The organism is Pseudomonas sp. MWU12-2319, assembly GCF_023242525.1.
Classification (GTDB): domain Bacteria; phylum Pseudomonadota; class Gammaproteobacteria; order Pseudomonadales; family Pseudomonadaceae; genus Aquipseudomonas; species Aquipseudomonas gingeri_D.
This window is the reverse complement of sequence record NZ_JALJES010000002.1, coordinates 474,028-495,197: the sequence shown is the minus strand read 5'-3', so window position 1 is coordinate 495,197 and position 21,170 is coordinate 474,028. Positions and strand designations below refer to the sequence as shown.

Sequence of the window (21,170 nt, the reverse complement as noted above, 5' to 3'; positions counted from 1 at the left end):
ATGGGAGCCATTGTCGACATTCAGCACATACTGAGACAAACTCATTTTAATATTGATGATCACAAGTTTCACTCATGATCATAAATCAATATTACCCATATGAAAGCCGCTCAAGCCCGAATACCCGCCTTTAGGTTCTACACTGGGCCGTAACCCGGACCACTCGAAAGGTAGCGCCCAGATGGAACGTCTCACCGCGAAAGACTTTGCCCCTGAACTGCTTGAGCTGTACGACTACTATGTCCACGGCAAGATCAACCGCCGGGAGTTTCTTGATCGTGCGGCAAAGTTCACCCTCGGTGGCCTCGCCGCCAGCAGCCTGCTGGCGGCGTTGAGCCCGAACTATGCGCTGGCCGAACAGGTGCCGTTTACCGACCCGGACATCCTCGCCGAATACATCACCTACCCCTCCCCCAAGGGCAACGGGCAAGTGCGTGCCTATCAGGTGCGTCCGGCCAAGGCCAGCGGCAAGGTGCCCGCTGTGGTGGTCGTGCATGAAAACCGTGGGCTCAATCCCTATATCGAAGACGTTGCCCGGCGGGTGGCCAAGGCCGGATTTATCGCCCTGGCCCCGGATGGCCTGTCATCGGTCGGCGGCTATCCCGGCAATGACGAAAAAGGCCGGGAGCTGCAACTGACCGTCAACCCGGAAAAGCTCATGAATGACTTTTTCGCTGCCATCGAATGGCTGATGCACCACGACAGCACCACCGGCAAGGTCGGCATCACCGGCTTCTGCTATGGCGGCGGGGTCGCCAATGCCGCCGCCGTGGCCTATCCGGAACTCAGCGCCGCGGTGCCCTTCTATGGCCGCCAGCCAAAGGCCGAGGAAGTGGTGCGGATCCAGGCGCCCCTATTGCTGCACTACGCCGAACTGGACAAGGCGATCACCGACGGCTGGCCCGCCTATGAGCAGGCATTAAAAGCCGCCGGCAAGGTCTATGAGGCGCATATCTACGCCGGGGTTAACCACGGTTTTCACAACGACTCCACACCGAGATACGACGAGGCGGCCGCCAAGCTGGCCTGGGACCGGACCCTGGGGTGGTTCCGGCGCTATCTGGTCTAGGGGGTTATGTCGGAGAAATCGTGGCCAGGAGGCCAATCGCAATTGTCAGTATGAGAAATCCACCCAGGAACATCGCCATCTTGGCCATAAGGCCTCCTCGACTATAAGGTCAGCGCATAACGCGGAGTGCGTAATGAGTTTACGGAGCAGAGCAAACAGAGGTCGTGGCCCGGCATAACAGGCCGTAACCCCGGGCATCTGCACAAGGCTGATCCGTAGGTTCATTGTCGGTCGTGGGCCGAATACATTACAGAGGCAGATGACGATGAAAAATACGGATCAGAACAGCGGGCCGAGCACCCGCTGCACTTTCACCAGCGCCACCCGAAGGGTCTCCATGTCCACGGAACCCAAGGCCAGGCGGATCGCATGCGGCACCTGCACGGAGGTCGCAAAAGGCTCGGCGGTGGACACCGAAATCTGTTCGCGCATCAGCGCCATGGCGATCTGATCAGCCCGCGCCTCTTCCGGCAGGGGCAGCCAGAGAAAGAACGAAGACCGATGGCGAACGGTGTGCAGGCCGCCCAACAACTCGTCGGCCATGGCCTGCCTGGCCTGGGCATCCTTGCGCTTTTGCACCTCGAGCCGGGCAACGGTGCCATCCTCGATCCAGGCGGTGGCAATCGCCGTCAACACCCCCGGCGTGTTCCAGGTGGTCACCCGGATGGTGCGCTCCAACGCCGCTACCCGCGATATCGGTGCCGCGACAAACCCCACCCGCAAACCGGCGGCCACGCTCTTGGACAGACCGGAAACGTAGAGCGTCCTTTCCGGCGCCAGCTCGGCTAACGGCGGCGGCGCTTTCTCCGCCAGGTACGCGTAGGCCGCGTCCTCGATAATCAACAGATCATGCTGACGTGCAATCGACACCAACTGTTCGCGCTGATCGGCCGCCATCACCCAGCCCATCGGGTTGTGCAGGGTCGGCATGCTGTAGACGGCACGCACCGGACGGCTGCGGCAGAGCTGCTCCAGGGCATCGAGATCCGGCCCCTGGTCGGAAACGGGAATCGGCACGATCTCAAGGTGCAGGGCCTGCGCCAACACCTTGAATCCGGGGTAGGTCAAGGCGTCCGCGGCGATCACATCCCCGGGTTGCAGAAACGCCATCAGGATCACCGTCAAACCATGCTGGGCACCGCTGACAATCAGCACCTGCTCGGCCGTCACCCTCAACCCACGCGCCGCCAGGTGACGGGCGACCGCTGCCCGCTCGTGCAGGCGCCCGGCATGGGGGTGGTAGCGCAGCAAGGACTCCAGGTCGCCGGACAACGCCAACTGGCGCAAGGCCGTGCGCAACTGCTCGGCCTGCCCCGGCGACGAGGGATAGTTGAAGTTGAGATCGACCATCCCCTGGGTAACGTCGGGCTGGTCGATGCCCAGGCCGGAAGGCAGGGACGTCTCCCGGACAAAGGTGCCGCGCCCCGTTTCCCCGCTGACCAGGCCCATGGCTTCAAGCTCCCCATAGACCCGACTGGCCGTCACCAGGGCCAGACCGTGGGTGGCGGCCAACTGGCGATGGGTGGGCAGCCGAGCGCCAGGCGGCAAGCGCCCCGAACGGATATCGGCAGCAAAAACGTCAACCAGTGATTTATACCGGGAACGGGGCATCGGCAGATGTATCCATGACAATATTTTGATTGTATCAATACTCAGTCATAGCATGCGCCTCAAGCAACCCGAACCTTGAGCGTGAAGCGAAAATGGAACGAACCTCGCCCCTGAACACCCCAGCGCTGGCCAAAAATACCAGCGGCTGGCTCAATGGATTTATCGGTGTGTTGATCTTCAGCGGCTCGCTACCCGCGACACGGGTGGCGGTGCTGGAGTTCGACCCGGTGTTTCTGACCGTGGCCCGGGCGAGCATCGCCGGGGTTCTGGCGCTGTGCCTGCTGTTGCTGTTCAGGGAGAAGCGCCCTGCCCGCAGCCAACTGCTGTCCCTGCTGGTGGTAGCCATCGGCGTGGTGCTCGGCTTTCCGTTATTGACGGCACTGGCCTTGCAGTACGTGACCTCGGCGCACTCCATTGTTTTCCTCGGTTTGTTGCCGCTGGCAACCGCGGTCTTCGGTGTACTGCGCGGCGGCGAGCGGCCCCGGCCGGTGTTCTGGTTCTTTTCCGTGCTGGGGAGTCTGCTGGTGGTGGGGTTCGCCGTGTCCCAGGGACTGAGCGCCTCGCCCCAAGGCGATATCCTGATGCTGCTGGCGGTGCTGGTCTGCGGTCTGGGTTATGCCGAAGGGGCGAAACTCTCACGGACGCTGGGAGGCTGGCAGGTGATTTCCTGGGCGCTGGTATTGTCGCTGCCGGTGATGCTCGTGCTGACGGGATTGCTCACACCCGCCTCGTTCACGGGGATCAGCCCACCGGCCTGGTTGAGCCTGGCGTATGTCTCGCTGTTCAGCATGCTGATCGGTTTTGTGTTCTGGTATCGCGGGCTGGCCCAGGGCGGGATTGCCGCCGTGGGACAGTTGCAGCTTTTGCAGCCGTTTTTCGGCTTGGCCCTGGCGGCGACTTTACTCCACGAGCACGTCAGCCTGGGCATGCTGGGGGTCACGGTGGCGGTGATTCTTTGCGTGGCCGGCGCGAGAAAATTCTCCAAATAAACGCCGTCCCTTGTAGGAGCCTGGCTTGCCAGCGATAAGGCCCTCAAGCCCTGCATCGATCATCCGGCCGCCATCGCCGGCAAGCCGGGCTCCTACATTGACCGCGTTGACCTGAAGACGGTATCTCCCGCCCTACACCCAGCGCTTGAATAACACGCTGGCATTGACCCCACCAAAACCGAAGCCATTGGAGAGCGCGTACTCCATGGGCAACTGACGGGCCTGACCACGAATCAGATCAAGACCTTCGGCGAGCTCATCGGGGTTATCCAGATTGAGCGTTGCCGGTGCCACCTGATCACGCAATGCCAGAACCGTGAAGATCGCCTCGATCCCACCCGCAGCCCCCAACAGATGCCCCGTGGCGGATTTGGTCGAACTGATGGCCGGACCACCCGCTGTCCCGAACACCGCCTTGATGGCCGCCAACTCGCCCTTGTCGCCCACTGGGGTCGAGGTGGCGTGTGCATTCAGGTGCTGGACCTGGGACGGCTCGATACCGGCCTGGCGCAATGCCTGCTGCATGGCACGGCGAGCACCGTCGCCATCTTCCGGTCCGGCGGTCATATGGTAGGCATCGGAACTGGTGCCGTAACCCACCAACTCGGCGAGGGGTTTGGCACCGCGGGCCAGGGCATGCTCCAACTCCTCGATCACCAGCAGGCCGGCACCCTCTCCCATGACAAAACCATCGCGGGCCTGATCGAAGGGCCGGGAGGCGAGCTGCGGCGTCTCGTTGTAATCACTTGAAAGTGCCCGGGCCGCCGCGAACCCGGCCAGGCTGACCCTGTGGATGCACGCTTCCGCACCACCGCAGACCGCCACGTCGATCTCCCCCGCACGGATCATCCGGGCCGCATCGCCGATGGCCTGGACGCCGGCGGCACAGGCGGTCACCGGAGCACCCAATGGCCCCTTGAGACCGTAGCGGATCGAGACGTGACCGGCCGCCATATTGCTGAGAAACGAAGGGATGGTGAACGGCGACAGACGCCTCGGTCCCTTGCTGTCCGTGGTGCGCACCGCTTCGGCGATGGCGGGAAAACCGCCGACACCGGAAGCAATGATGGTTGCCGTGCGTTCCTGCGCCTCCGGGGAAGCGGGAGCCCAGCCGGCCTGGGCCAGGGCCTCATCCGCCGCCGCCAGGGCGAACAGGATGAAACGGTCCATCTTGCGCTGCTCCTTGGCCGCCAGCAACTGATCCGGATCGAAGCCGGCTTCCGGGTCCTGGGCACGGTCCTGGACCTGACCGCCGATACTGATCGACAGGTCGCCGATCAACTCCGCCGGCAACTGTCGGATACCGGACTGGCCGGCCAGCAGGCGCTGCCAGACCTGTTCGACTCCGCAGCCCAACGGGGTCAGTGCGCCCATGCCCGTGACGACAATGCGTTTGCTCATGACGATCCAACTCCTTCCGTTTCTTGAGTGAGGTAATGGCTTGTGGACGCTACTATCATCATGAAAGTAACATACCCGCCTCACAAATATCCGCGCGCCCCGACAGGAGCCCCCATGCAACGCAAGACCCTGAGCCATGCCGAATGCCCGGTAGCCCGCAGCCTTGAGCGCGTGGGCGAGTGGTGGAATATCCTGATCATGCGCGATGCCCTGCATGGCCTGAAACGCTTCGACGAATTCTCCCGCAGCCTGGAGATTGCCCCGAATATGCTGACCCGGCGCCTGAATGGGCTGGTGGATGCGGGCCTGCTCGAACGTCAGCCCTACAGCCAGCGTCCGCTGCGCCATGAATATGTGCCGACGGCCAAGGGCGAGGATTTTCGCGTGGTGCTGATGGCGTTTGTCGAATGGGGCAATCGCCATTACGCGCCGGAAGGCGAAAGCGTGCAGATCGTCGAACGCGGGAGCGGACGACCGTTGCAATTGATGATGGCGGATATCGCCGATGGACGTCCGGTGCCGTTGGACCGTAGCACAGTGCAGGCCGGGCCGGCTGCCAGTGAGCAGATGCGCCAGCGGCTGGCATGATCTTAGGTACGAGAAGGAAAATGGCAGGGGCGGCTGGATTCGAACCAACGCATGGCAGGATCAAAACCTGCTGCCTTACCGCTTGGCGACGCCCCTGTAGCTGTTGCGACGAATGCTTGACACTCGCTTTTGATCTTGCAGCTTGCGAACCCGAGAAGGGTCACTGCAGGAGTGCGCGGAAATTTATCAACTTTCGCCTCGCCTGGGAAGCCCCAAGGTAAACAAATTTGTTTTAAAACAGCCACTTATTCTTGAGCGCGGTCGGGTACTGGCCGTTTGAGCTTTCTGAACACCCGTGGCTCCCAGACACGCATGGCCAGCAGTAGCGCCGTGCCGCGCTTCTCGGACAAGGGTGCGCTCAGGGATTCGCTGTGAAGCGCTGCCAGCTTGCCGCGCAACCTGTGCATTTCGACCTGCAACTGGACGTACGCCGCCTTCGTCAACATGCCATGGGCAAAGTCCAGGGTCTCGTCAGCAAGGTCGAAGCGGCTGGCCATAAAATCGGGTAGCCCCTGTTGCACAAAGAAGTGCCGGATAGGCCCGTCCGGCAGCCAGTCAAAATCTCGTGCGACAAGCAGCCGGATACGGTTGCCCGGCTTCAGATCCGCCAGCCCCATCCGTTCCAGCACCAGCAAGTGCTTGATGCACTCGGCCTTCGACAGGTGATAGGCCGACACCATGTCCTCCAGTGACCATTGGTTCAACGCACACACGACCACCAACAGCAGCTTCTCATTTGAGACCAGTTGCGCTTCCTGTTCATGGGTCAGCATTTGCAGACGCGGTGCCGATGCTTCGGACTCCTGAAGCAGTTCCGCCATCGTCAGCCCCAGCAGGTCACAGAACTGGGCAAGGCGCTCGACCGTCAGCCGTCCGCTGGCCAACAGGCGTTTCACGCTGGGTTCCGAGAGGTCCAGCGCCTGGGCAACGTCGCGATAGGTCATTCCCGCTGACTTGAGGCGCTGCTTGATCGTCGCGATGAGCTGGGTAATTGGAGTCATTAAGTATTGGAATCCGATACTGAAGGTATCAGCATAAGGAAATGCAAAGGATAAAGGTGTGAAATATGCACCCTCCTCCCATACTGGCCCTTCAAGAGAACAAGGAGGCCAGCATGTCCATTAGCAGCGCAATGAACAGCGTCATACGTTCGAAGGGGGTGCAAGGAAGTGCGCACGTCGAGTTGCCTGTCGCAGGACCACCGGTGGGTGATCTGCAAATCGGCGACCTGGTTTTTATCCGCGTCACCGCGCGCCCCTTCCTCGAAGTGGCCAACGCCACGAACTCATGGACCAACCATGTAGGCGTCGTCGTCGGTAACCGTGGCGATGACCCCCTGATTGCGGAGAGCACTTTTCCTTTTGCCCGAACCACGCCGATGACGCGTTTCCTGGAGCGCTCCGAGCACCGACGCTGCGCAGTCGCGAGGCTGACCGCGCCGCTCAATGAGCGGCAGCGCAACGTGCTGGTGAGCGCGGCCGAGAGCCGGATGGGGACCTTCTACGACACCGGTTTCAATATCGGCTCACGACGCCAGTTCTGCTCCCGCTTCGTGCGTGAAGTCATCCAGGAAGCGACGGCCATCCAGCTCGGCGACGTGGAGACGTTCGCCACGTTATTACGGGACAACCCCGATCCGAAGCTTGCCTTCTGGCGCTTCTGGTACTTCGGCCGGATTCCATGGCAACGGCATACCGTGACGCCGGCAAGCGTACTGCGAAGCCCGCATTTGCGCGTCATTTTCGACGCATAAGGAGATGCCTTGGGAGCAGCGCAACCTTGCGCAAAACGGGGTTGTTGATGCCGACGTACCGTACACCTGCGTGACAAGTCTCAGGTACAGATCAGGAAAGCCTTTGGCGCACTGGCATCCGGCCAAGGCTTGACGTTATTGTCGAGCTTTCCCGCCTCTCGATCCCGGAGCCTGCTATGAACCTGCCGACGCTGATCCTGTTTATACCGGCGTGCTTCGCCCTGAACATGGCTCCTGGCCCGAACAACCTGCTCTCGGTGAGCAACTCGACCCGTTATGGCTTTCGCACCTCTTGCCTGGCGGGCTTCGGCCGCTTGCTGGCATTTGCCGGCATGATCGCCCTGGCCTCCGCGGGCCTGGCGGTGGTGCTGCAGACCTCGGAGCTGCTGTTCTATGGCATCAAGATTCTCGGCGCGGCCTATCTGATCTACCTCGCCATCCAGCTCTGGCGCGCCAACCCCGATGCCGACACCCGCGCCCAAAGCGCCCCCGCCAGCCTGCGCGCCCTCGCCCGCCAGGAGTTCCTGGTCGCGGCCGGCAACCCAAAAGCCATCCTTATCTTCACCGCCTTCCTCCCCCAGTTCATCGACCCGACCCAGGGCATCTCCGCCCAGTTCGCCGTACTCGGCGCCCTGTTCCTGATGCTGGAATTGATCGCCATCAGCGCCTACGCCTATATGGGTGTGCATATGCGTCGCTGGTTCGCCGAACCCAAGGGCAAACGCCTGTTCAACCGAGGTTGCGCGGTGCTGTTGTCAGGGGCGGCTTCGGTGCTGCTGATGGCGCGCAGAGCCTGAGCATTCCCGAGCACCCCGTCTCCACACATCAAGCTTTGAGTGTTCCGGCCGATCTAACCTGTTAGAGGGCGGAAAAGCCCTCATATTTGCGGTTTGATATGGAGGAGATTGCTCAATGCTTGCACCCATCAACAGGATGCTGGAAAACATCAGCGTCAGGACCAAGCTCGCCATAGGATTCGGCGTGGTCATACTGCTGACCCTGTTGATTGCAATCACCGGTTGGTTGGGTATCCAGTCACTCAGCAACCGCAGTGACCGAATTCTGGATATCGCCAAGCTGAACGATCTGGCCAAGGACGTACGCATCGGGCGCCTGTCCTACACACTGACCACCGACCCACAGCATGCCGCGAACGTGGTCAAGCTCCTGGACAGTCTCGACAGCCACCTTGCCGAGAACCGCTCGACCTTCGTGGCCCCGCGAGATCTTGCGCAGATCGAATCTGCCGGCGAATCGGTCAAACGCTATCGCACGCACTTCAACGATTTCAGCCAGGCCATCCAGGCCCGCGATGCGACGCGCGCCGTGTTTGGCAATCATGCCGACGCCGCCGTGGCCGAACTGCAAAAGCTCAAGGACAGCGCCGCCTCGGCGAGCGGCAATCAGGCCCAGATCGACGCCGTGGTCAACGCGCAGATGCTGGTCCAGCAGGCAAGGTTTCAACTCCGAGGCTACAGCTACAGCCTGAAAGCCGAGCTTGAACAACCGGCCAAAGAGGCCATCGACCAGGCCGGCGCTTATATAAAGACCCTCAACGAGTTGCTGCCATCGGCCCCGCCTGAAAGCCTGCAGCGCCTGCAACAATCAATGGCCGGCTATCGCGCCACCGTCGGCCAGTTCGCCGAGGCCCAGGTCAGGGCGGAAAAAATCCAGGCGCTGCTCAACGATGACATCGCCACTCTCTTCGCGGCGAACAAGCAATTGGCGCAGAACCAGGCCGAACAGAGTCTCGCTGACGTCCTCAACGCCCGCAATTGGCTGGCAGGTGCCTTTCTCGCCGCCTTGCTGCTCGGCATCATCGCCGCCTGGATCATCACCCGCCTGATCGTCGGCCCGTTGATGGAAACCCTGCGTCGGGCCGAGCAGGTGGCCGCCGGCAACCTGAGCGCCAACGTCACGGTGTCACGTCGCGACGAACTGGGTGCACTGCAACTGAGCATGCAGCGTATGACGCTCAACCTGCGGGAATTGATCGGCGGCCTGCGTGAAGGCGTCATACAGATTGCCAGTGCCGCCGAGGAACTGTCGGCGGTCACCGAGCAAACCAGTGCCGGGGTGAACAACCAGCGGCAGGAAACCGACCAGGTCGCCACGGCCATGAACGAAATGGCCGCAACCGTCCAGGAAGTCGCGCGCAACGCCGAACAGGCCTCCACGGCCGCCGTCAGCGCAACCCGTGAAGCCCGCGAAGGTGGCGAAGTGCTTGGCCAGGCCATGAACCAGATCGACAAACTGGCTAACGAGGTCAATCACTCAACCACCGCGATGGGTGACCTCAAGCAGGAAAGCGACAAGATCGGCAGCGTTCTCGATGTCATCAAGTCCGTCGCCCAGCAGACCAATCTGCTGGCCTTGAACGCCGCGATCGAAGCGGCGCGGGCCGGAGAGGCCGGGCGCGGCTTCGCGGTGGTGGCCGATGAAGTGCGCAGCCTGGCACAACGGACCCAGACCTCGACCGAAGAAATCGAACAACTGATCAGCGGGCTGCACAACGGTACCGAAAAGGTCGCCAGCAGCCTCGAGAGCAGCCGCACACTGGCGCAAAGCAGTGTCGAATTCACGCGTCGGGCCGGCGTTTCGCTGGACGGTATCACCCAGTCGGTCCAGGCCATCGAATCGATGAACCATCAGATCGCCACTGCCGCCGAGCAGCAGAGCGCGGTAGCGGAAGAGATCAACCGAAGCGTGACCAACGTCCGCCAGATTTCCGAACAGACCTCGGCAGCCAGTGAGGAAACTGCAGCGTCCAGCATCGAACTCGCCCGGCTGGGGGTTCACCTGCAGACGCTGGTAGGAAAATTCACACTCTGAGAAATGGCAGAGCGGATCGGGTCGGTTTACTCGTAGACCGTCACCCGATTACGCCCGCCCTTCTTCGACGCATACAAGGCCTGGTCCGCCCAGGCGATCAGGTCGGCATGACTGATTGAAGGCAGGCTCAGGTCAGCCACCCCCAGGCTGATGGTGAAGCGGATGCTCTGGCCTTCGTGCACGACTTCCAGGGCTTCGATGGCCTTGCGCAAACGCTCGGCAAAAAAGCGTGCGCCGGCCTTGTCGGTGTCCGACAGCACCACGCCAAACTCCTCACCGCCATAACGTCCGGCCACGTCGCTGTCGCGCACATGTTCGCGGACCACATCAGCCACGTGCTCGATGACCTTGTCCCCGGCCTGGTGGCCATAGGTGTCGTTGACCCGCTTGAAGTGGTCGATATCGAACATCACCAGGCTCGTGGCATTGCCATAACGCTGGTTCCGGGCATAGGCGGCCTTGAGGCTTTCCTCCCAGTGCCCACGGTTGTACAGGCCCGTCAGGCGGTCGGTGCTGGAGAGTTTCTGCAACTTGGCATTGGCCGCCTGGAGCTGATGGCGGTTGGTGGCCACGTCGGTGACGTCATAGATCACCAGGCAGATATGGGTGATGGTGCTGTTGGTGGAACGCAACGGCAGCAACGTGGTGTTCTGGTACATGAAGTCTTCCTGGCCGGTGATCGGCTGGTAGTTCTTGAACCGCACCAGGTAAGGCCGCTGCTCCCAGATGGTGAACGCCGGCGTGCCCAGGGTCGCGACACTCTCCACCTTGCGGCTGAACCATTCGCGATCGACTTCAGGAAACAGGCTGAAGAAGGACTGGCTGCTGGCGTCCTTGGGCTGCACCCCGGAACGGTTTTCCATAAAGGTGTTCCAGACCTGCACGCAATAGTCGCGGTCCAGTACCACCACGCCGACGTCGATGCTCTGGACAATCGCCAGCAACCAGTGAAACTCGTTCAGATCGAGAGTGTCGTTCATGGCTCAGCTCATCAGGTAGGCGAGTTTGTCGGTCAACCGCTGGATGGAGTCTTCCGTGAACAACAACAGCAAGTCGAAATGAATATCGTGCCCTTCCAGGCTGTAGCTGATTTCTACCGCCAGGGTCTTTTTCCAGCGCTGCTGGTTGACCCGGATCAGTTCGTCGATGGCCGCGTGCTGCCCGAGAATCTGTGGGTGGCCCTGGGAAAACACCACGTCGATCTGCTCGGCAATACTGCTCAGGCAGGCGCCGATCAGCACGCTGGAGAGGTCCAGCAACATTTCCAGATCCGAATACTCGGTGCCCTGACGTTGCATCAACTGCGCCATGTCGGCGATTTCCGAGTCATGGAACATCAGCAGGGCTTCGCCGGCAATGCCGCTGCCGATAAAGCCCTGGCAAATGGCGGTGAGCTGGTTGCCGTTACCGGCATCCATCAGCGCCATGTGCAACTCGCCCACTTCGAGGATATTCACGTTCGGCACCGGCAAGTGCACGAACACCCCCAGCACCTTGGCGATCAGCGCCGCCGCACGACCGATGGCCACGTTGACCGTTTCGCGAAAGGCATCGCGAAAGCTGATTTCGGCCGTCGGTTCAGGGCGAGCGGCCAACGGCGCCGGACCGGGGGCATTGAGCAGCCCCAGTCCGTCGAGGGTCTCGCGCAGCTCGTCCTGGTCGAAAGGCTTTTTCAGGAACGCCAGCGCCCCCAATTCGTGCACCCGGCGCACGGCCTCTTCCTGGACGTCACCGGAGATCACGATCACCTGTGCCTGTAGCCCTTCGGCACGAATCGCCGAGAGCACCTGATAGCCATCCATTTCCGGCATGGTCAGGTCGAGCAGCACCACTTGCCCCAGACCCTTGCGGATGGCCTCCATCCCCTGCCGGCCATCGCTGGCCTGGGTAATCGAGACCTGCCACTCTGCCGGCAGCGCCCGTAAAACCTGCTTACGGGCCATGTTGGAGTCATCACACACAAGTAGGGGAATCACTGACACAGACCGGTGCTCATCTTATTGGGGTATCAGGGAAAGCATTAATGGCATGATGCCATAAGTTTTACAAAACATGCTCAGCGTACAGGTTTTATTGAGAACTACGTCCGATATTCCAACAGCTTAGGCGCAATCGAGCCTCAGGGGATGGCTTAGGTCAACTAAGTGGATCGGCGGTGTCACCCAACGGGCGTTTTATGGCCGCAGCGAAAAGCGCTCGCGATAGGCCTGGGGCGTGATGCTCATGGCCCGCAGAAAGCTGCGGCGCAGGGTTTCCTCGCTGCCGAAACCACAGCGGGTGGCAATCCGCTTGATCGGCAGCGCGGTGTCGCTCAGCAGGCGCCGGGCGGTTTCCACACGGATCTGCTCGATGGCCCGGGCCGGCGTCTGCCCGGTTTCGGCGCGGTAGTGACGGACAAAACTGCGCTCGCTCATGCCCGCCTGCTGCGCCAGGATCGGGATCGACAGGTCCTGCGCCAGGTGCTCGGCGATCCAGGCCTGCAAGTCGCCAAAGCGGCTGCCGGCCTTCTGCAAGGACAAGGTGGCGCTGAATTGCGACTGCCCGCCCGGACGTTTCAGGAACACCACCAGATGCCGGGCGACCTCCAGCGCCACGGGGCGCCCCAGGTCCGCTTCAACCAGGGCCAGGGACAAATCGATGCCTGCCGTCACCCCCGCCGACGTCCAGACCGGGCCGTCGTTGATAAAAATCGGATTGGGCTCGACCCGCACCCGCGGGTACTGCGCGGCCAATTGTTCGCAGCGGGTCCAGTGGGTGGCCACCCGCCGCCCGTCCAGCCAGCCACTGGCCGCCAGCAGGAAAGCCCCGGTGCAGACCGAAGCGACCCGGCGTGCGCAACTGGCCTGCTGGCGTACCCAGGCCACCAGCGCCGGGTCCTCGGCGGCCGCGTAAGTCCCCCAACCACCGGAGATGATCAGGGTGTCGCACGACACCCCCGTCGCCGGCAAAGGATCAGCCACCAGGGCCAGCCCCGCCGAACTCATCACCGGTTCGCGCTGGTCGGCAATGACGCTCACGGCATAAGGCAGCGGCAGGCCCTCGGCACGGGCCAGGTCGTTGGCCGAGGCAAAGACCTGCAACGGCCCCGTGACATCGAGCACCTGCACATTGGGAAAAGCCAGGATGCGGATCGTTCTGGGGGTATTCATGGGGATTGGCGTGAAACGTGGGGTCAATGGCGGATACGCCAAAGCCTACGAAACTAAAGTAGGTTCGTCCAGCCTCGCCGGACCCGTTTATCCACTTCCAAGGAGCTATCGCCATGACGCTGCATATCGGCTTTCTGTTGTTCCCCAAAGTCCAACAGCTGGACCTTACCGGCCCCTACGACGTCCTGTTCTCGCTGCCGGATGCGCGGATCCACCTGATCTGGAAAGACCTGGCCCCCGTCACCTCCAGCACCGGCCTGGTCTTTACGCCGACGACGACGTTCGAAGACTGTCCGCCCCTGGACGTGATCTGCATTCCGGGCGGTGCCGGGGTAGGCCCCTTGATGGAAGATGCCGAGACCCTCTCGTTCATCGTCCGACAGGCCGCCCAGGCACGCTATATCACCTCGGTCTGCACCGGTTCACTGGTACTGGGTGCCGCCGGGCTGTTGCAAGGTCGCAAGGCCACCACGCACTGGGCCTATCACGACCTGCTGGCGCCTCTCGGTGCCATCCCCGTGAAAGACCGTGTGGTACGTGACGGCAACCTGCTGACCGGCGGCGGCATCACCGCCGGGATCGATTTTGCCCTGACCCTGGTCGCTGAACTGGTGGGGGCACAAGAGGCCCAGGCGATCCAGTTGCAGCTGGAATACGCACCGGCACCGCCGTTCAACGCCGGCAGCCCGGAGACGGCGCCCGCGGACGTGCTGGCCATTGCCCTGCAGCGGGTGGCGGAACCGCAAAAGCAGCGCGCTCTGATCACCGAACGTGTCGCCCGGCGTTTGCAACAAGCGGGTTAATCGCGCTCCCACGGCAGATCCAGCAACGCCGAGCCCAGGCTCTTGCCGTGGGCATCCAGCGCCAGGGAGCGGGTCACTCCGCCACGGAGGATGCCCGGCAAGACGAAATTCAAGGCCCGCACCCCCGGTACTGCATAACGCCGTACCGGTCCGGCTGTCGGATCGAGCAAGGGCGCAAAGTAGTCCGCCACCCGTTCAGCCGTCAGCCATTCGCATAACCCGGGGTAGTCCTCGGCCCGATAAGCGATCACCGAGATATTCGAGGTGTCGCCTTTGTCGCCGGTGCGCGAATGGGCAAAGGCGCGCAATTCAAGACCACTCATGAGCGTTCCTCCAGATGTACCGTTGCCGTCAGGTTTTCCCGTGGCAGCAGCAGCGACGCCACCGCCACCACCTGCCGCACACTCTTGCTTGCGCCACCACCGCCGGACGGACCGTTGGTATACAGCGTCTCCACTTCATTGCCGACACGCAGCGCATCGGCCCGATCGACACAACGCGCCGCCACCCGCAAGCGCACTTCCCAGGGTTCACCCTGCCCTCGCGCACTCAGCGCTTCGCCATACAGGGCATCAACGCCGATCAGTTCCGCACGGACCTCTTCAGTTTTCACACCGATGATTTCCAGGCGCTGCAAGACAATCTCCCGCGCCAGCCGTGCCCGGGACAAGGCGCCCGGACCACCGTAGGACATCTGCCCTTCACCGATCCAACCGTCCAGGTAACCGACCGAGACCTTCAGCATCTCCGGACGCTGGCGCCCGCTCGCCCCCTGCACGCCGACCCGGTCCGCGCCCTCTTCGACAAAACTCACGCCCTGAAAATCCGCCGTGACATCCGGCGTCAGGTAGGCCGCCGGGTCATGCACCTCATAGAGCAACTGCTCCGTGCAAGTCGCCGCGTCCACCCGACCGCCGCTACCCACAACCTTGGTAATGGTCGCCCGGCCCTCGGCATCCACTTCCGCCAGGGGAAAGCCCAGGCGCGCCAGGTCCGGCACCTCCTTGACGCCCGGGTCGGCAAAGTAACCGCCGGTAATCTGCCCCGCGCACTCCAGCAGATGGCCGATCAGGGTGCCACGGCCCAGGCGCGGCCAATCGTCCGCCGCCCAGCCGAACTCGAAGCACTGCGGCGCGAGAAACAACGATGGATCGGCCACGCGGCCGGTGATCACCACATCGGCATCGGCCGCAAGGGCCTGGACAATGCCTTCCGCCCCCAGATAGGCATTGGCGCAGACCAGTCGCTCGCCCAACTGCTCGACCCGTAAGCCGTTGTCCAGCCAACGGCTCGGTTCGGCACGCAGCACCTCAAGCACGTCGTCACCGGTCACCGCGGCAATCTTGAGCCCGGGCAAACCCAGCTCGATGGCGATCCGCCGGACCTCCCGCGCGGCGGCCAGGGGATTGGCCGCGCCCATATTGGTGATGATCCGCAGGCGCCGCCCAGCGCCGCCGACGAAGGGCAGCACGCGCTCCATCCGCTCACGCAACAAGGGGTCGTAACCGCCCTCGGGATCACTGAGCCGGGCCTGTTGTGCCAGGGCAATGGTCCGTTCGGCCAGGCACTCGAACACCAGGTAATCCAGCTCGCCCCTGGCCGCCAGTTCCACCGCCGGTTCAATGCGGTCGCCCGAATAGCCGGCACCGGAGCCGATACGCAAGGTTTTCATCGCAAGGTCCCTCCTATCAAAAGATGCCCAGAAGCAACGCCGTCAGGGTCATCAACACCGAGGCGGCGAGCAGGAAAGGAATGGTGAAACGCTGGTGATCGGCCAGTTCGATCTTGCACAACCCCACCAGCAGAAAGGTCGCGGGGGTCAGCGGGCTGACCGGAAAACCGGTGGTATGCACCCCCAGCAAGGACGCCTGGGCCACCTGCAACGGTTCTACACCCAAGGCCTTGCCGACCTCGGCGATCACCGGCATCACGCCGAAATAAAAGGAGTCCGGATCGAACAACAGACTCAGCGGCATCGACAGGAAACCCACCACTGCCGGAATCAGCTTGCCGTGGCCGGCCGGGATCTGCGCCACCGCCACTTCGGCCATGGCCTTGAGCATGCCGGTGCCCTGCATGATGCCGGTAAAGACCCCAGCCGCCAGGAGGATGCTGGCCATGGTCAGGGCGGTCTTGGCATGGGCGTCGATGCGAGCACGCTGGGCGTCGACATTCGGATAGTTGAGGCACAACGCAACCACGGTGCCGAGCATGAACATCACCACCGGGTCGACCCAACCGGCGATCATCACCGCCATCACCAGCACCGTCAGCAACAGGTTGGCCCAGAACAGGCGTGGACGCCGTAGGGTTTCTTCATCCGCACTGATCACCCGGCTCGGCACGCTGCCCGTGGCCAGACCCGCGCCCAGACCCAGACGTCGTTCTTCACGCCGGCCCAACCACCAGGCACAGGCGAAGACAAACAGCAGACCGACGATCTGCACCGGAATCAACGGCTGGAACAGGTCCGCCACCGGCACGTGCAAGGCTGCCGACGAACGCAGCACCGGGCCGGTCCAGGGCAGGAAATTCACCCCGGCGGCCATCGCCGCGACACAGGCCAGGATCCGTCGGTCAATGCCCAATCGCGTATAGAGCGGCAACATCGCCGGGATGGTCACCAGAAAGGTCACCGCCCCGGAACCGTCCAGGTGCACCAGCAATGCCAGCAAGGCGGTGCCCATGACAATCCGCGTGGGCCGCGTGCCCACCGTGCGCAGGATGCGATCGATGATCGGGTCGAGCATGCCGGCATCCGTCATCACCCCGAAAAACAGGATGGCGAACACGAACATGCCCACCACCGGGGCGACGTTCTTGATGCCGGTAACGATAAAGGCACTGGTTTGCAGACCGAAACCACCGAGCAGCGCGGCAATGATCGGCAAGGCAATCAGCGCGACCAGGGGCGAGAGACGCTTGCTCATGACAGCCGCAAGCAGACAGACGATGGTGATGACACCCAACGTGGCGAGCATGGGAAGACTCCGGGGCCGCTCAAGGGCGGACAGTTATTGTTTTCCCCAGAGTATTGGAACGCGGTTAAGCTTTGTAAATTGGAATGTTCACCGCCATGCATTCGGAAAAACAGAATGAAAAACGCCGTCCAGCATATCCGCGCCTTTCTGACGGTCGCCCAGACCGGTAGCTTCGCCCGCGCCGCCACCTTGCTGCACCTGTCGCCCTCGGCGCTGACGGTGCAGGTCCAGCAGTTGGAAGAGTGGCTCGGCGTCACCCTGCTGGAACGCAGCCCGCGCCAGGTCAGCCTGACCGGCGCCGGCCAGCAGGCCCGTGGCCCCATGGAGAAACTGCTGCTGGATTTGGACAATATCGTCAGTGGCTCCCGCGACCTGGCCAGCCTGCAACGGGGCGTGGTGACCCTGGCCGCCTTGCCGTCGATCTGCTCGGGCGCCCTGCCGCCGCTGCTCAAACAGTTTCGCCAGGCTTATCCCGGTATCGAAATCCGCCTGCGGGACGTGGTCGCCCAGCGTATCGACAGCCTGGTACGGGAGAACGAAGTGGACTTCGGACTGGGCGTACGGGCCCGGCTCAATCATGGCCTGGACTTCGAAGTGGTCATGGTCGATCGCTTGTGCCTGTTCCTGCCCGACGAACACCTGCTGGCGCGCAAGACAAGCGTCAGTCTGCCGGACTTGAGCGGCCAGCCGATGATCCTCACCGGACGCGACAGCAGCGTGCGCGAACGGGTCGAGCAACTGTTCGACGAACAAGGTTTGACACTGGTCCCGGGGCTGGAAGCCAACTACATGTCCACGGTCCTGGCGTTGGTGCGCCAGGGGTTGGGCATGGCGCTGTTGCCGGAATCGGCGGATGACGGCCTCAGCGGCCTGCAAAAACGCCCCGTGGAACACCCCGGCGTCAGCCGCGAGATCGGCCTGATCAGCCGCAGCGGCCAGCCCCTGTCACCCGCCGCGACGCGCTTCGTCGCCTTGATTCGGGAAGGTTTGGACCCGGCCCGGTCTCTTGAGAACCCCTGAATAATTCAAGCAACCCTCGTGCTAGAACGTCAGTGAATGCTTGCGATCCAGGCTTTCGCCAAAGCCGCGAATCACCTCCAGCAGCGACTTCACCCGTAGCGGCAGACTCCCCGCCGGATACACCGCGTGCATCTGCGGGCTCTCGCCACCGCTGGAGGTGAGCTTGTATTCGGGGCAGACCCGAACCAGGCGCCCCGCCTCCACTTCCGGCTCCGCCAACCAGTCCGCCAGGCGGGCAATGCCGACCCCCGCCAGGGCCGCGTGGAACACCGCCGCACCGGAGCTGAAACGAAACTGCGGATGCACCCGAAAGCTGATGGCCTGTTGCTCATTGCGAAAATTCCACTCCTTGAGGATCCGTGGCGCCGTATGCAGGATCAGCGAGTGCGCCTCCAGCGCCTCGATGGAATCCGGTATCCCGCGTCGCTCCAGATACCTGGGGTTGGCGTACAGGTAACGTGAATAACTCCACAGCGGAAAGCCGATCAGGTCACTGGATTGCGGAAACGCGCCGCGAATCGAGAAGTCCAGCTTGCTCTTGGCCGGGTCGATGGTCTCATCGGTGAAAATCACATCGACGTTCACGTTCGGATAACGCTCACAGTACTGCGCGATCAGCTTGGGCAAAACCCCGTGCCCGAGAAACTCGGGGGCGGAAAAGCGAATCCAGCCGTGGGCCAGGCCGCTGAGACCGGCCAGGTCTTCATCCGCCTCACGTTGCAGATCCAGCATTTTATAAGCGTGGGGCAAGAAGTGTTCACCCGCTTCGGTCAGGCTCACCGCATTCGACGAACGATTGAACAGCTTGACCCCGGCACTTTCCTCCAGTGCCTGCACAGCACGGGTCAAAGAGCTGGGAGAGCGTCCCAGGACACGGGCCGCAGCGACGAAGCTACGTTTGCGCGCCACCGTCGCGAAGGCTTCCAGCTCCCCCAACATGTCTAGGGCCATTCCTCACCTCATTGCACTTTTCACAATATGGTATTGCAACACAAAAAAAGCCCTTCCGTTAGCCTTCCCACTCTCCCCATAGGGATGCAGGTAAAAAAGGAGCATACGGACATGTCAAGGCTGAATGAAACAGTCAGGGAATCTGCTGCCCTGATCAGTGAAGAAATTCGTGCATGGCTGGGGAAAAACTCAGTCACTTCGACCCGTCTTGAGATAACGCAGACTCATGTATCACTCGAACAACCCGCTTGTCGCGCCGTCGCTGCGCCTGACCCGCGAGCCCACCAGCCTGGGAATCCCGAGTTCGGCCTGGCGTTCAACATGGGCGGGATGGCGATCGCCAACTACGCCTCGGTCCTTCAGGCACGCAGGAGCCGAGCATGAATATCGCCAACTGGCTGGACGCCGCCGGCCAACGTTGCCCGGAACGGCCGGCCTTGTTCGAAGGGCAGCGGCAAGTTGCCAACTATGGTGCCTTTGCCGCCCTGGTCCGGTATCGCGCGGCGTACCTGATGGACGAGCACGGCATTGTCCCCGGCGACCGTATCGCGTTGTTCATGGAGAACTGTTGCGAATACCTCGAGCTGCTCTACGCCATCTGGTGGGCCGGGGCGGTAGCGGTGCCGATCAACTGCAAGCTGCATCCCGTCGAGGCCAGCTGGATTGTCGGTAACACCGATGCCCGGCTGATTTTCACCGATGGCGGCCAAGTGTTCGCGCCCGAGAGACTGCCCCTGGGGTGTCAAGAGTTGGATCGAGAAGACATGGGGGCGCTCGCTTCGACCACGGCGCCCCCTGACAGGCCTTGTCCGCGCCAGGCCGATGACCTGGCCTGGTTGTTCTACTCCTGCGGCACCGGCGACGACGCCAAGGGTGTGAGGCTCAGTCATGGCGACCTGACGGCCATGTCACTGCGCTATCCGGCCGATACCGATCCGGTCGGTGCCGATGATGCGGTGGTGTATGCCGCGCCGATGTCTCACTGCGCCGGCCTTTACCATTTGATCCATGTGCGCCGGGCCGCCCGCCATGTCGTTCCCGAGTCCCGTGGTTTCCAGGCCGAAGAGTTGTTTGAGCTGGCGGGCAGGCTGGGGCATATCATTTTGTTCGTGACACCCACCATGTTCAAGCAGATCGTCGAACGGGCCCGCCAGTTGGGTCATGGTGGTGAGGGTATCAAGACAATCGTCTATGACGGCGCGCCCATCTACCTGTCGGACTGGATGGAGGCGAAGGCGCTGTACCCGTGGTTGAAGGCGAGCGCAAATGATCCCTCCTCCCCCTGAAGAGCGTTTTCACGGATAGCCACGCCAGCCACAGCACGCAGTTGCAGGAGCCGTATGGAAGCCGAAGAAAGTCGCCAGCAACCATTTTTAAATAGCCTGTGGAGAGGCGCTTAAGTATATTGGCACCTCTCATATTGAGAAGCCCGCACGGAAATGCAGGCAAATATCAGCAAAAGGACGTGTCAACGCTGAACAAGATAGTAATGGCAGGGCCCCTGAAGTGGCGATGATCTTCAGGGCTCGACAACTGCCAGCCAAAACCTACGACTTGGTGCCGGAAATCGAGCACCTGGCGGTTATGACCGGGGCGCCGCTCTCCGTGCTGCCGGCCTCCTTCGAAGAAGAATTGTCGCCCCGCCGCTTCGCCATCCGCCGACCGACCTCCGTCGGTACACAGGGTAATGTGCTGGAAAACGTTCCCCTGATGTACAGAAACGTCAGCATTATCCTGTATTGCCGGCTGCAACAAGGCCGGTGTCGCCACGACCTGCGACCACACGCAGTTTGTCCTGCCACTATTTGCCGCCGCCAACCATCCCGATGTCATTCACCCGATTCTGCAGCCACCGGGGGACATGCTGATCTTCAAGAACCAGCAGGCCCTGAATACCCGGGACGACTTCCCCTCCGCTACGATTACCACGACCGCTGGAAGCTCCGCATCTATAAGGTCAACGACCCGATACACGAGGTGCCGCTGGTCCCTCACCAACCTTTCATCATCAGAGCCTGATTCC

Annotated in this window: 19 protein-coding genes, 1 tRNA gene and 1 pseudogene; 10 read left to right on the top strand and 11 right to left on the bottom strand. The window is 62.2% G+C overall.

The window, feature by feature from the left end; all coding sequences use genetic code 11:
* The first annotated feature begins 181 nt into the window (after positions 1-181).
* A complete protein-coding gene (gene yghX / locus M5C01_RS04970; RefSeq protein WP_103499525.1) occupies positions 182-1,069 on the top strand; it encodes a YghX family hydrolase in 888 nt (295 codons plus the stop codon).
* A 279-nt stretch (positions 1,070-1,348) separates the two neighbouring features.
* On the opposite strand, the gene M5C01_RS04965 is transcribed toward yghX, so the two are convergent.
* Complete coding sequence (locus tag M5C01_RS04965; protein ID WP_152737495.1) at positions 1,349-2,680, bottom strand: PLP-dependent aminotransferase family protein; 1,332 nt, start codon at positions 2,678-2,680, stop codon at positions 1,349-1,351.
* A gap of 92 nt (positions 2,681-2,772) precedes the next feature.
* On the opposite strand from M5C01_RS04965, the gene M5C01_RS04960 reads away from it, so the two are divergent.
* A complete protein-coding gene (locus M5C01_RS04960; protein WP_152737494.1) occupies positions 2,773-3,669 on the top strand; it encodes a DMT family transporter in 897 nt (298 codons plus the stop codon).
* 132 nt (positions 3,670-3,801) lie between these two features.
* Here the strand turns inward: M5C01_RS04960 and fabF are convergent, their stop codons facing one another.
* Positions 3,802-5,070 carry a beta-ketoacyl-ACP synthase II gene (gene fabF / locus M5C01_RS04955; protein WP_152737493.1) on the bottom strand — a complete coding sequence of 423 codons (1,269 nt, stop codon included), beginning with the start codon at positions 5,068-5,070 and terminating at the stop codon, positions 3,802-3,804.
* Positions 5,071-5,184: 114 nt separating this feature from the next.
* On the opposite strand from fabF, the gene M5C01_RS04950 reads away from it, so the two are divergent.
* Positions 5,185-5,658, top strand: a complete 474-nt coding sequence (locus M5C01_RS04950; RefSeq protein ID WP_103499529.1) for a helix-turn-helix domain-containing protein — start codon at positions 5,185-5,187, stop codon at positions 5,656-5,658.
* Between the two features lie 21 nt (positions 5,659-5,679).
* On the opposite strand, the gene M5C01_RS04945 is transcribed toward M5C01_RS04950, so the two are convergent.
* A tRNA-Gln gene (locus tag M5C01_RS04945) sits at positions 5,680-5,754 on the bottom strand.
* 149 nt (positions 5,755-5,903) lie between these two features.
* The gene (locus tag M5C01_RS04940) at positions 5,904-6,659 is read right to left on the bottom strand and encodes a helix-turn-helix transcriptional regulator (protein WP_152737492.1); all 756 of its coding nucleotides are present in this window, start codon (positions 6,657-6,659) and stop codon (positions 5,904-5,906) included.
* Between the two features lie 113 nt (positions 6,660-6,772).
* On the opposite strand from M5C01_RS04940, the gene M5C01_RS04935 reads away from it, so the two are divergent.
* From M5C01_RS04935 to M5C01_RS04925, 3 genes are all read left to right on the top strand, one after another.
* Positions 6,773-7,411, top strand: coding sequence for a YebB family permuted papain-like enzyme (locus tag M5C01_RS04935; protein ID WP_152737491.1), 639 nt, complete (start codon positions 6,773-6,775; stop codon positions 7,409-7,411).
* A gap of 176 nt (positions 7,412-7,587) precedes the next feature.
* Complete coding sequence (locus M5C01_RS04930) at positions 7,588-8,208, top strand: LysE family translocator (protein ID WP_152737490.1); 621 nt, start codon at positions 7,588-7,590, stop codon at positions 8,206-8,208.
* A gap of 115 nt (positions 8,209-8,323) precedes the next feature.
* Complete coding sequence (locus M5C01_RS04925; protein ID WP_152737489.1) at positions 8,324-10,243, top strand: methyl-accepting chemotaxis protein; 1,920 nt, start codon at positions 8,324-8,326, stop codon at positions 10,241-10,243.
* Between the two features lie 26 nt (positions 10,244-10,269).
* Here M5C01_RS04925 and M5C01_RS04920 read toward each other — a convergent pair whose 3' ends face one another.
* From M5C01_RS04920 to M5C01_RS04910, 3 genes are all read right to left on the bottom strand, one after another.
* On the bottom strand, positions 10,270-11,223 hold the full coding sequence (locus M5C01_RS04920) for a diguanylate cyclase (protein ID WP_152737488.1): 954 nt from the start codon (positions 11,221-11,223) through the stop codon (positions 10,270-10,272).
* Positions 11,224-11,226: 3 nt separating this feature from the next.
* Positions 11,227-12,225, bottom strand: coding sequence for a response regulator (locus M5C01_RS04915; RefSeq protein ID WP_103494958.1), 999 nt, complete (start codon positions 12,223-12,225; stop codon positions 11,227-11,229).
* Positions 12,226-12,417: 192 nt separating this feature from the next.
* Positions 12,418-13,398, bottom strand: a complete 981-nt coding sequence (locus M5C01_RS04910) for a GlxA family transcriptional regulator (RefSeq protein ID WP_178129772.1) — start codon at positions 13,396-13,398, stop codon at positions 12,418-12,420.
* Positions 13,399-13,505: 107 nt separating this feature from the next.
* On the opposite strand from M5C01_RS04910, the gene inhA reads away from it, so the two are divergent.
* Positions 13,506-14,195: an isonitrile hydratase gene (gene inhA / locus M5C01_RS04905; RefSeq protein WP_152737485.1), complete on the top strand. Its 690-nt coding sequence runs from the start codon at positions 13,506-13,508 to the stop codon at positions 14,193-14,195.
* Here inhA and M5C01_RS04900 read toward each other — a convergent pair.
* The 3 genes from M5C01_RS04900 to M5C01_RS04890 are packed head-to-tail and all read right to left on the bottom strand — an operon-like array spanning position 14,192 to position 17,176.
* On the bottom strand, positions 14,192-14,518 hold the full coding sequence (locus tag M5C01_RS04900) for a hypothetical protein (RefSeq protein WP_152737484.1): 327 nt from the start codon (positions 14,516-14,518) through the stop codon (positions 14,192-14,194). The genes inhA and M5C01_RS04900 overlap by 4 nt on opposite strands.
* On the bottom strand, positions 14,515-15,867 hold the full coding sequence (locus M5C01_RS04895; RefSeq protein ID WP_152737483.1) for an acyclic terpene utilization AtuA family protein: 1,353 nt from the start codon (positions 15,865-15,867) through the stop codon (positions 14,515-14,517). Before M5C01_RS04895 ends, M5C01_RS04900 begins: the two co-directional genes overlap by 4 nt.
* 16 nt (positions 15,868-15,883) lie before the next feature.
* On the bottom strand, positions 15,884-17,176 hold the full coding sequence (locus M5C01_RS04890) for a citrate:proton symporter (protein ID WP_152737482.1): 1,293 nt from the start codon (positions 17,174-17,176) through the stop codon (positions 15,884-15,886).
* A gap of 114 nt (positions 17,177-17,290) precedes the next feature.
* Here M5C01_RS04890 and M5C01_RS04885 point away from each other — a divergent pair, with 114 nt between their 5' ends.
* Positions 17,291-18,196 carry a LysR family transcriptional regulator gene (locus tag M5C01_RS04885; RefSeq protein WP_152737481.1) on the top strand — a complete coding sequence of 302 codons (906 nt, stop codon included), beginning with the start codon at positions 17,291-17,293 and terminating at the stop codon, positions 18,194-18,196.
* Positions 18,197-18,217: 21 nt separating this feature from the next.
* Here M5C01_RS04885 and M5C01_RS04880 read toward each other — a convergent pair whose 3' ends face one another.
* On the bottom strand, positions 18,218-19,147 hold the full coding sequence (locus M5C01_RS04880) for a LysR family transcriptional regulator (RefSeq protein ID WP_152737480.1): 930 nt from the start codon (positions 19,145-19,147) through the stop codon (positions 18,218-18,220).
* A gap of 380 nt (positions 19,148-19,527) precedes the next feature.
* On the opposite strand from M5C01_RS04880, the pseudogene M5C01_RS04875 reads away from it, so the two are divergent.
* Positions 19,528-20,391, top strand: a pseudogene (locus M5C01_RS04875) (class I adenylate-forming enzyme family protein); the annotation flags it as partial.
* A gap of 262 nt (positions 20,392-20,653) precedes the next feature.
* Positions 20,654-21,166 carry a hypothetical protein gene (locus tag M5C01_RS04870; RefSeq protein ID WP_152737477.1) on the top strand — a complete coding sequence of 171 codons (513 nt, stop codon included), beginning with the start codon at positions 20,654-20,656 and terminating at the stop codon, positions 21,164-21,166.
* Positions 21,167-21,170: the final 4 nt, after the last annotated feature.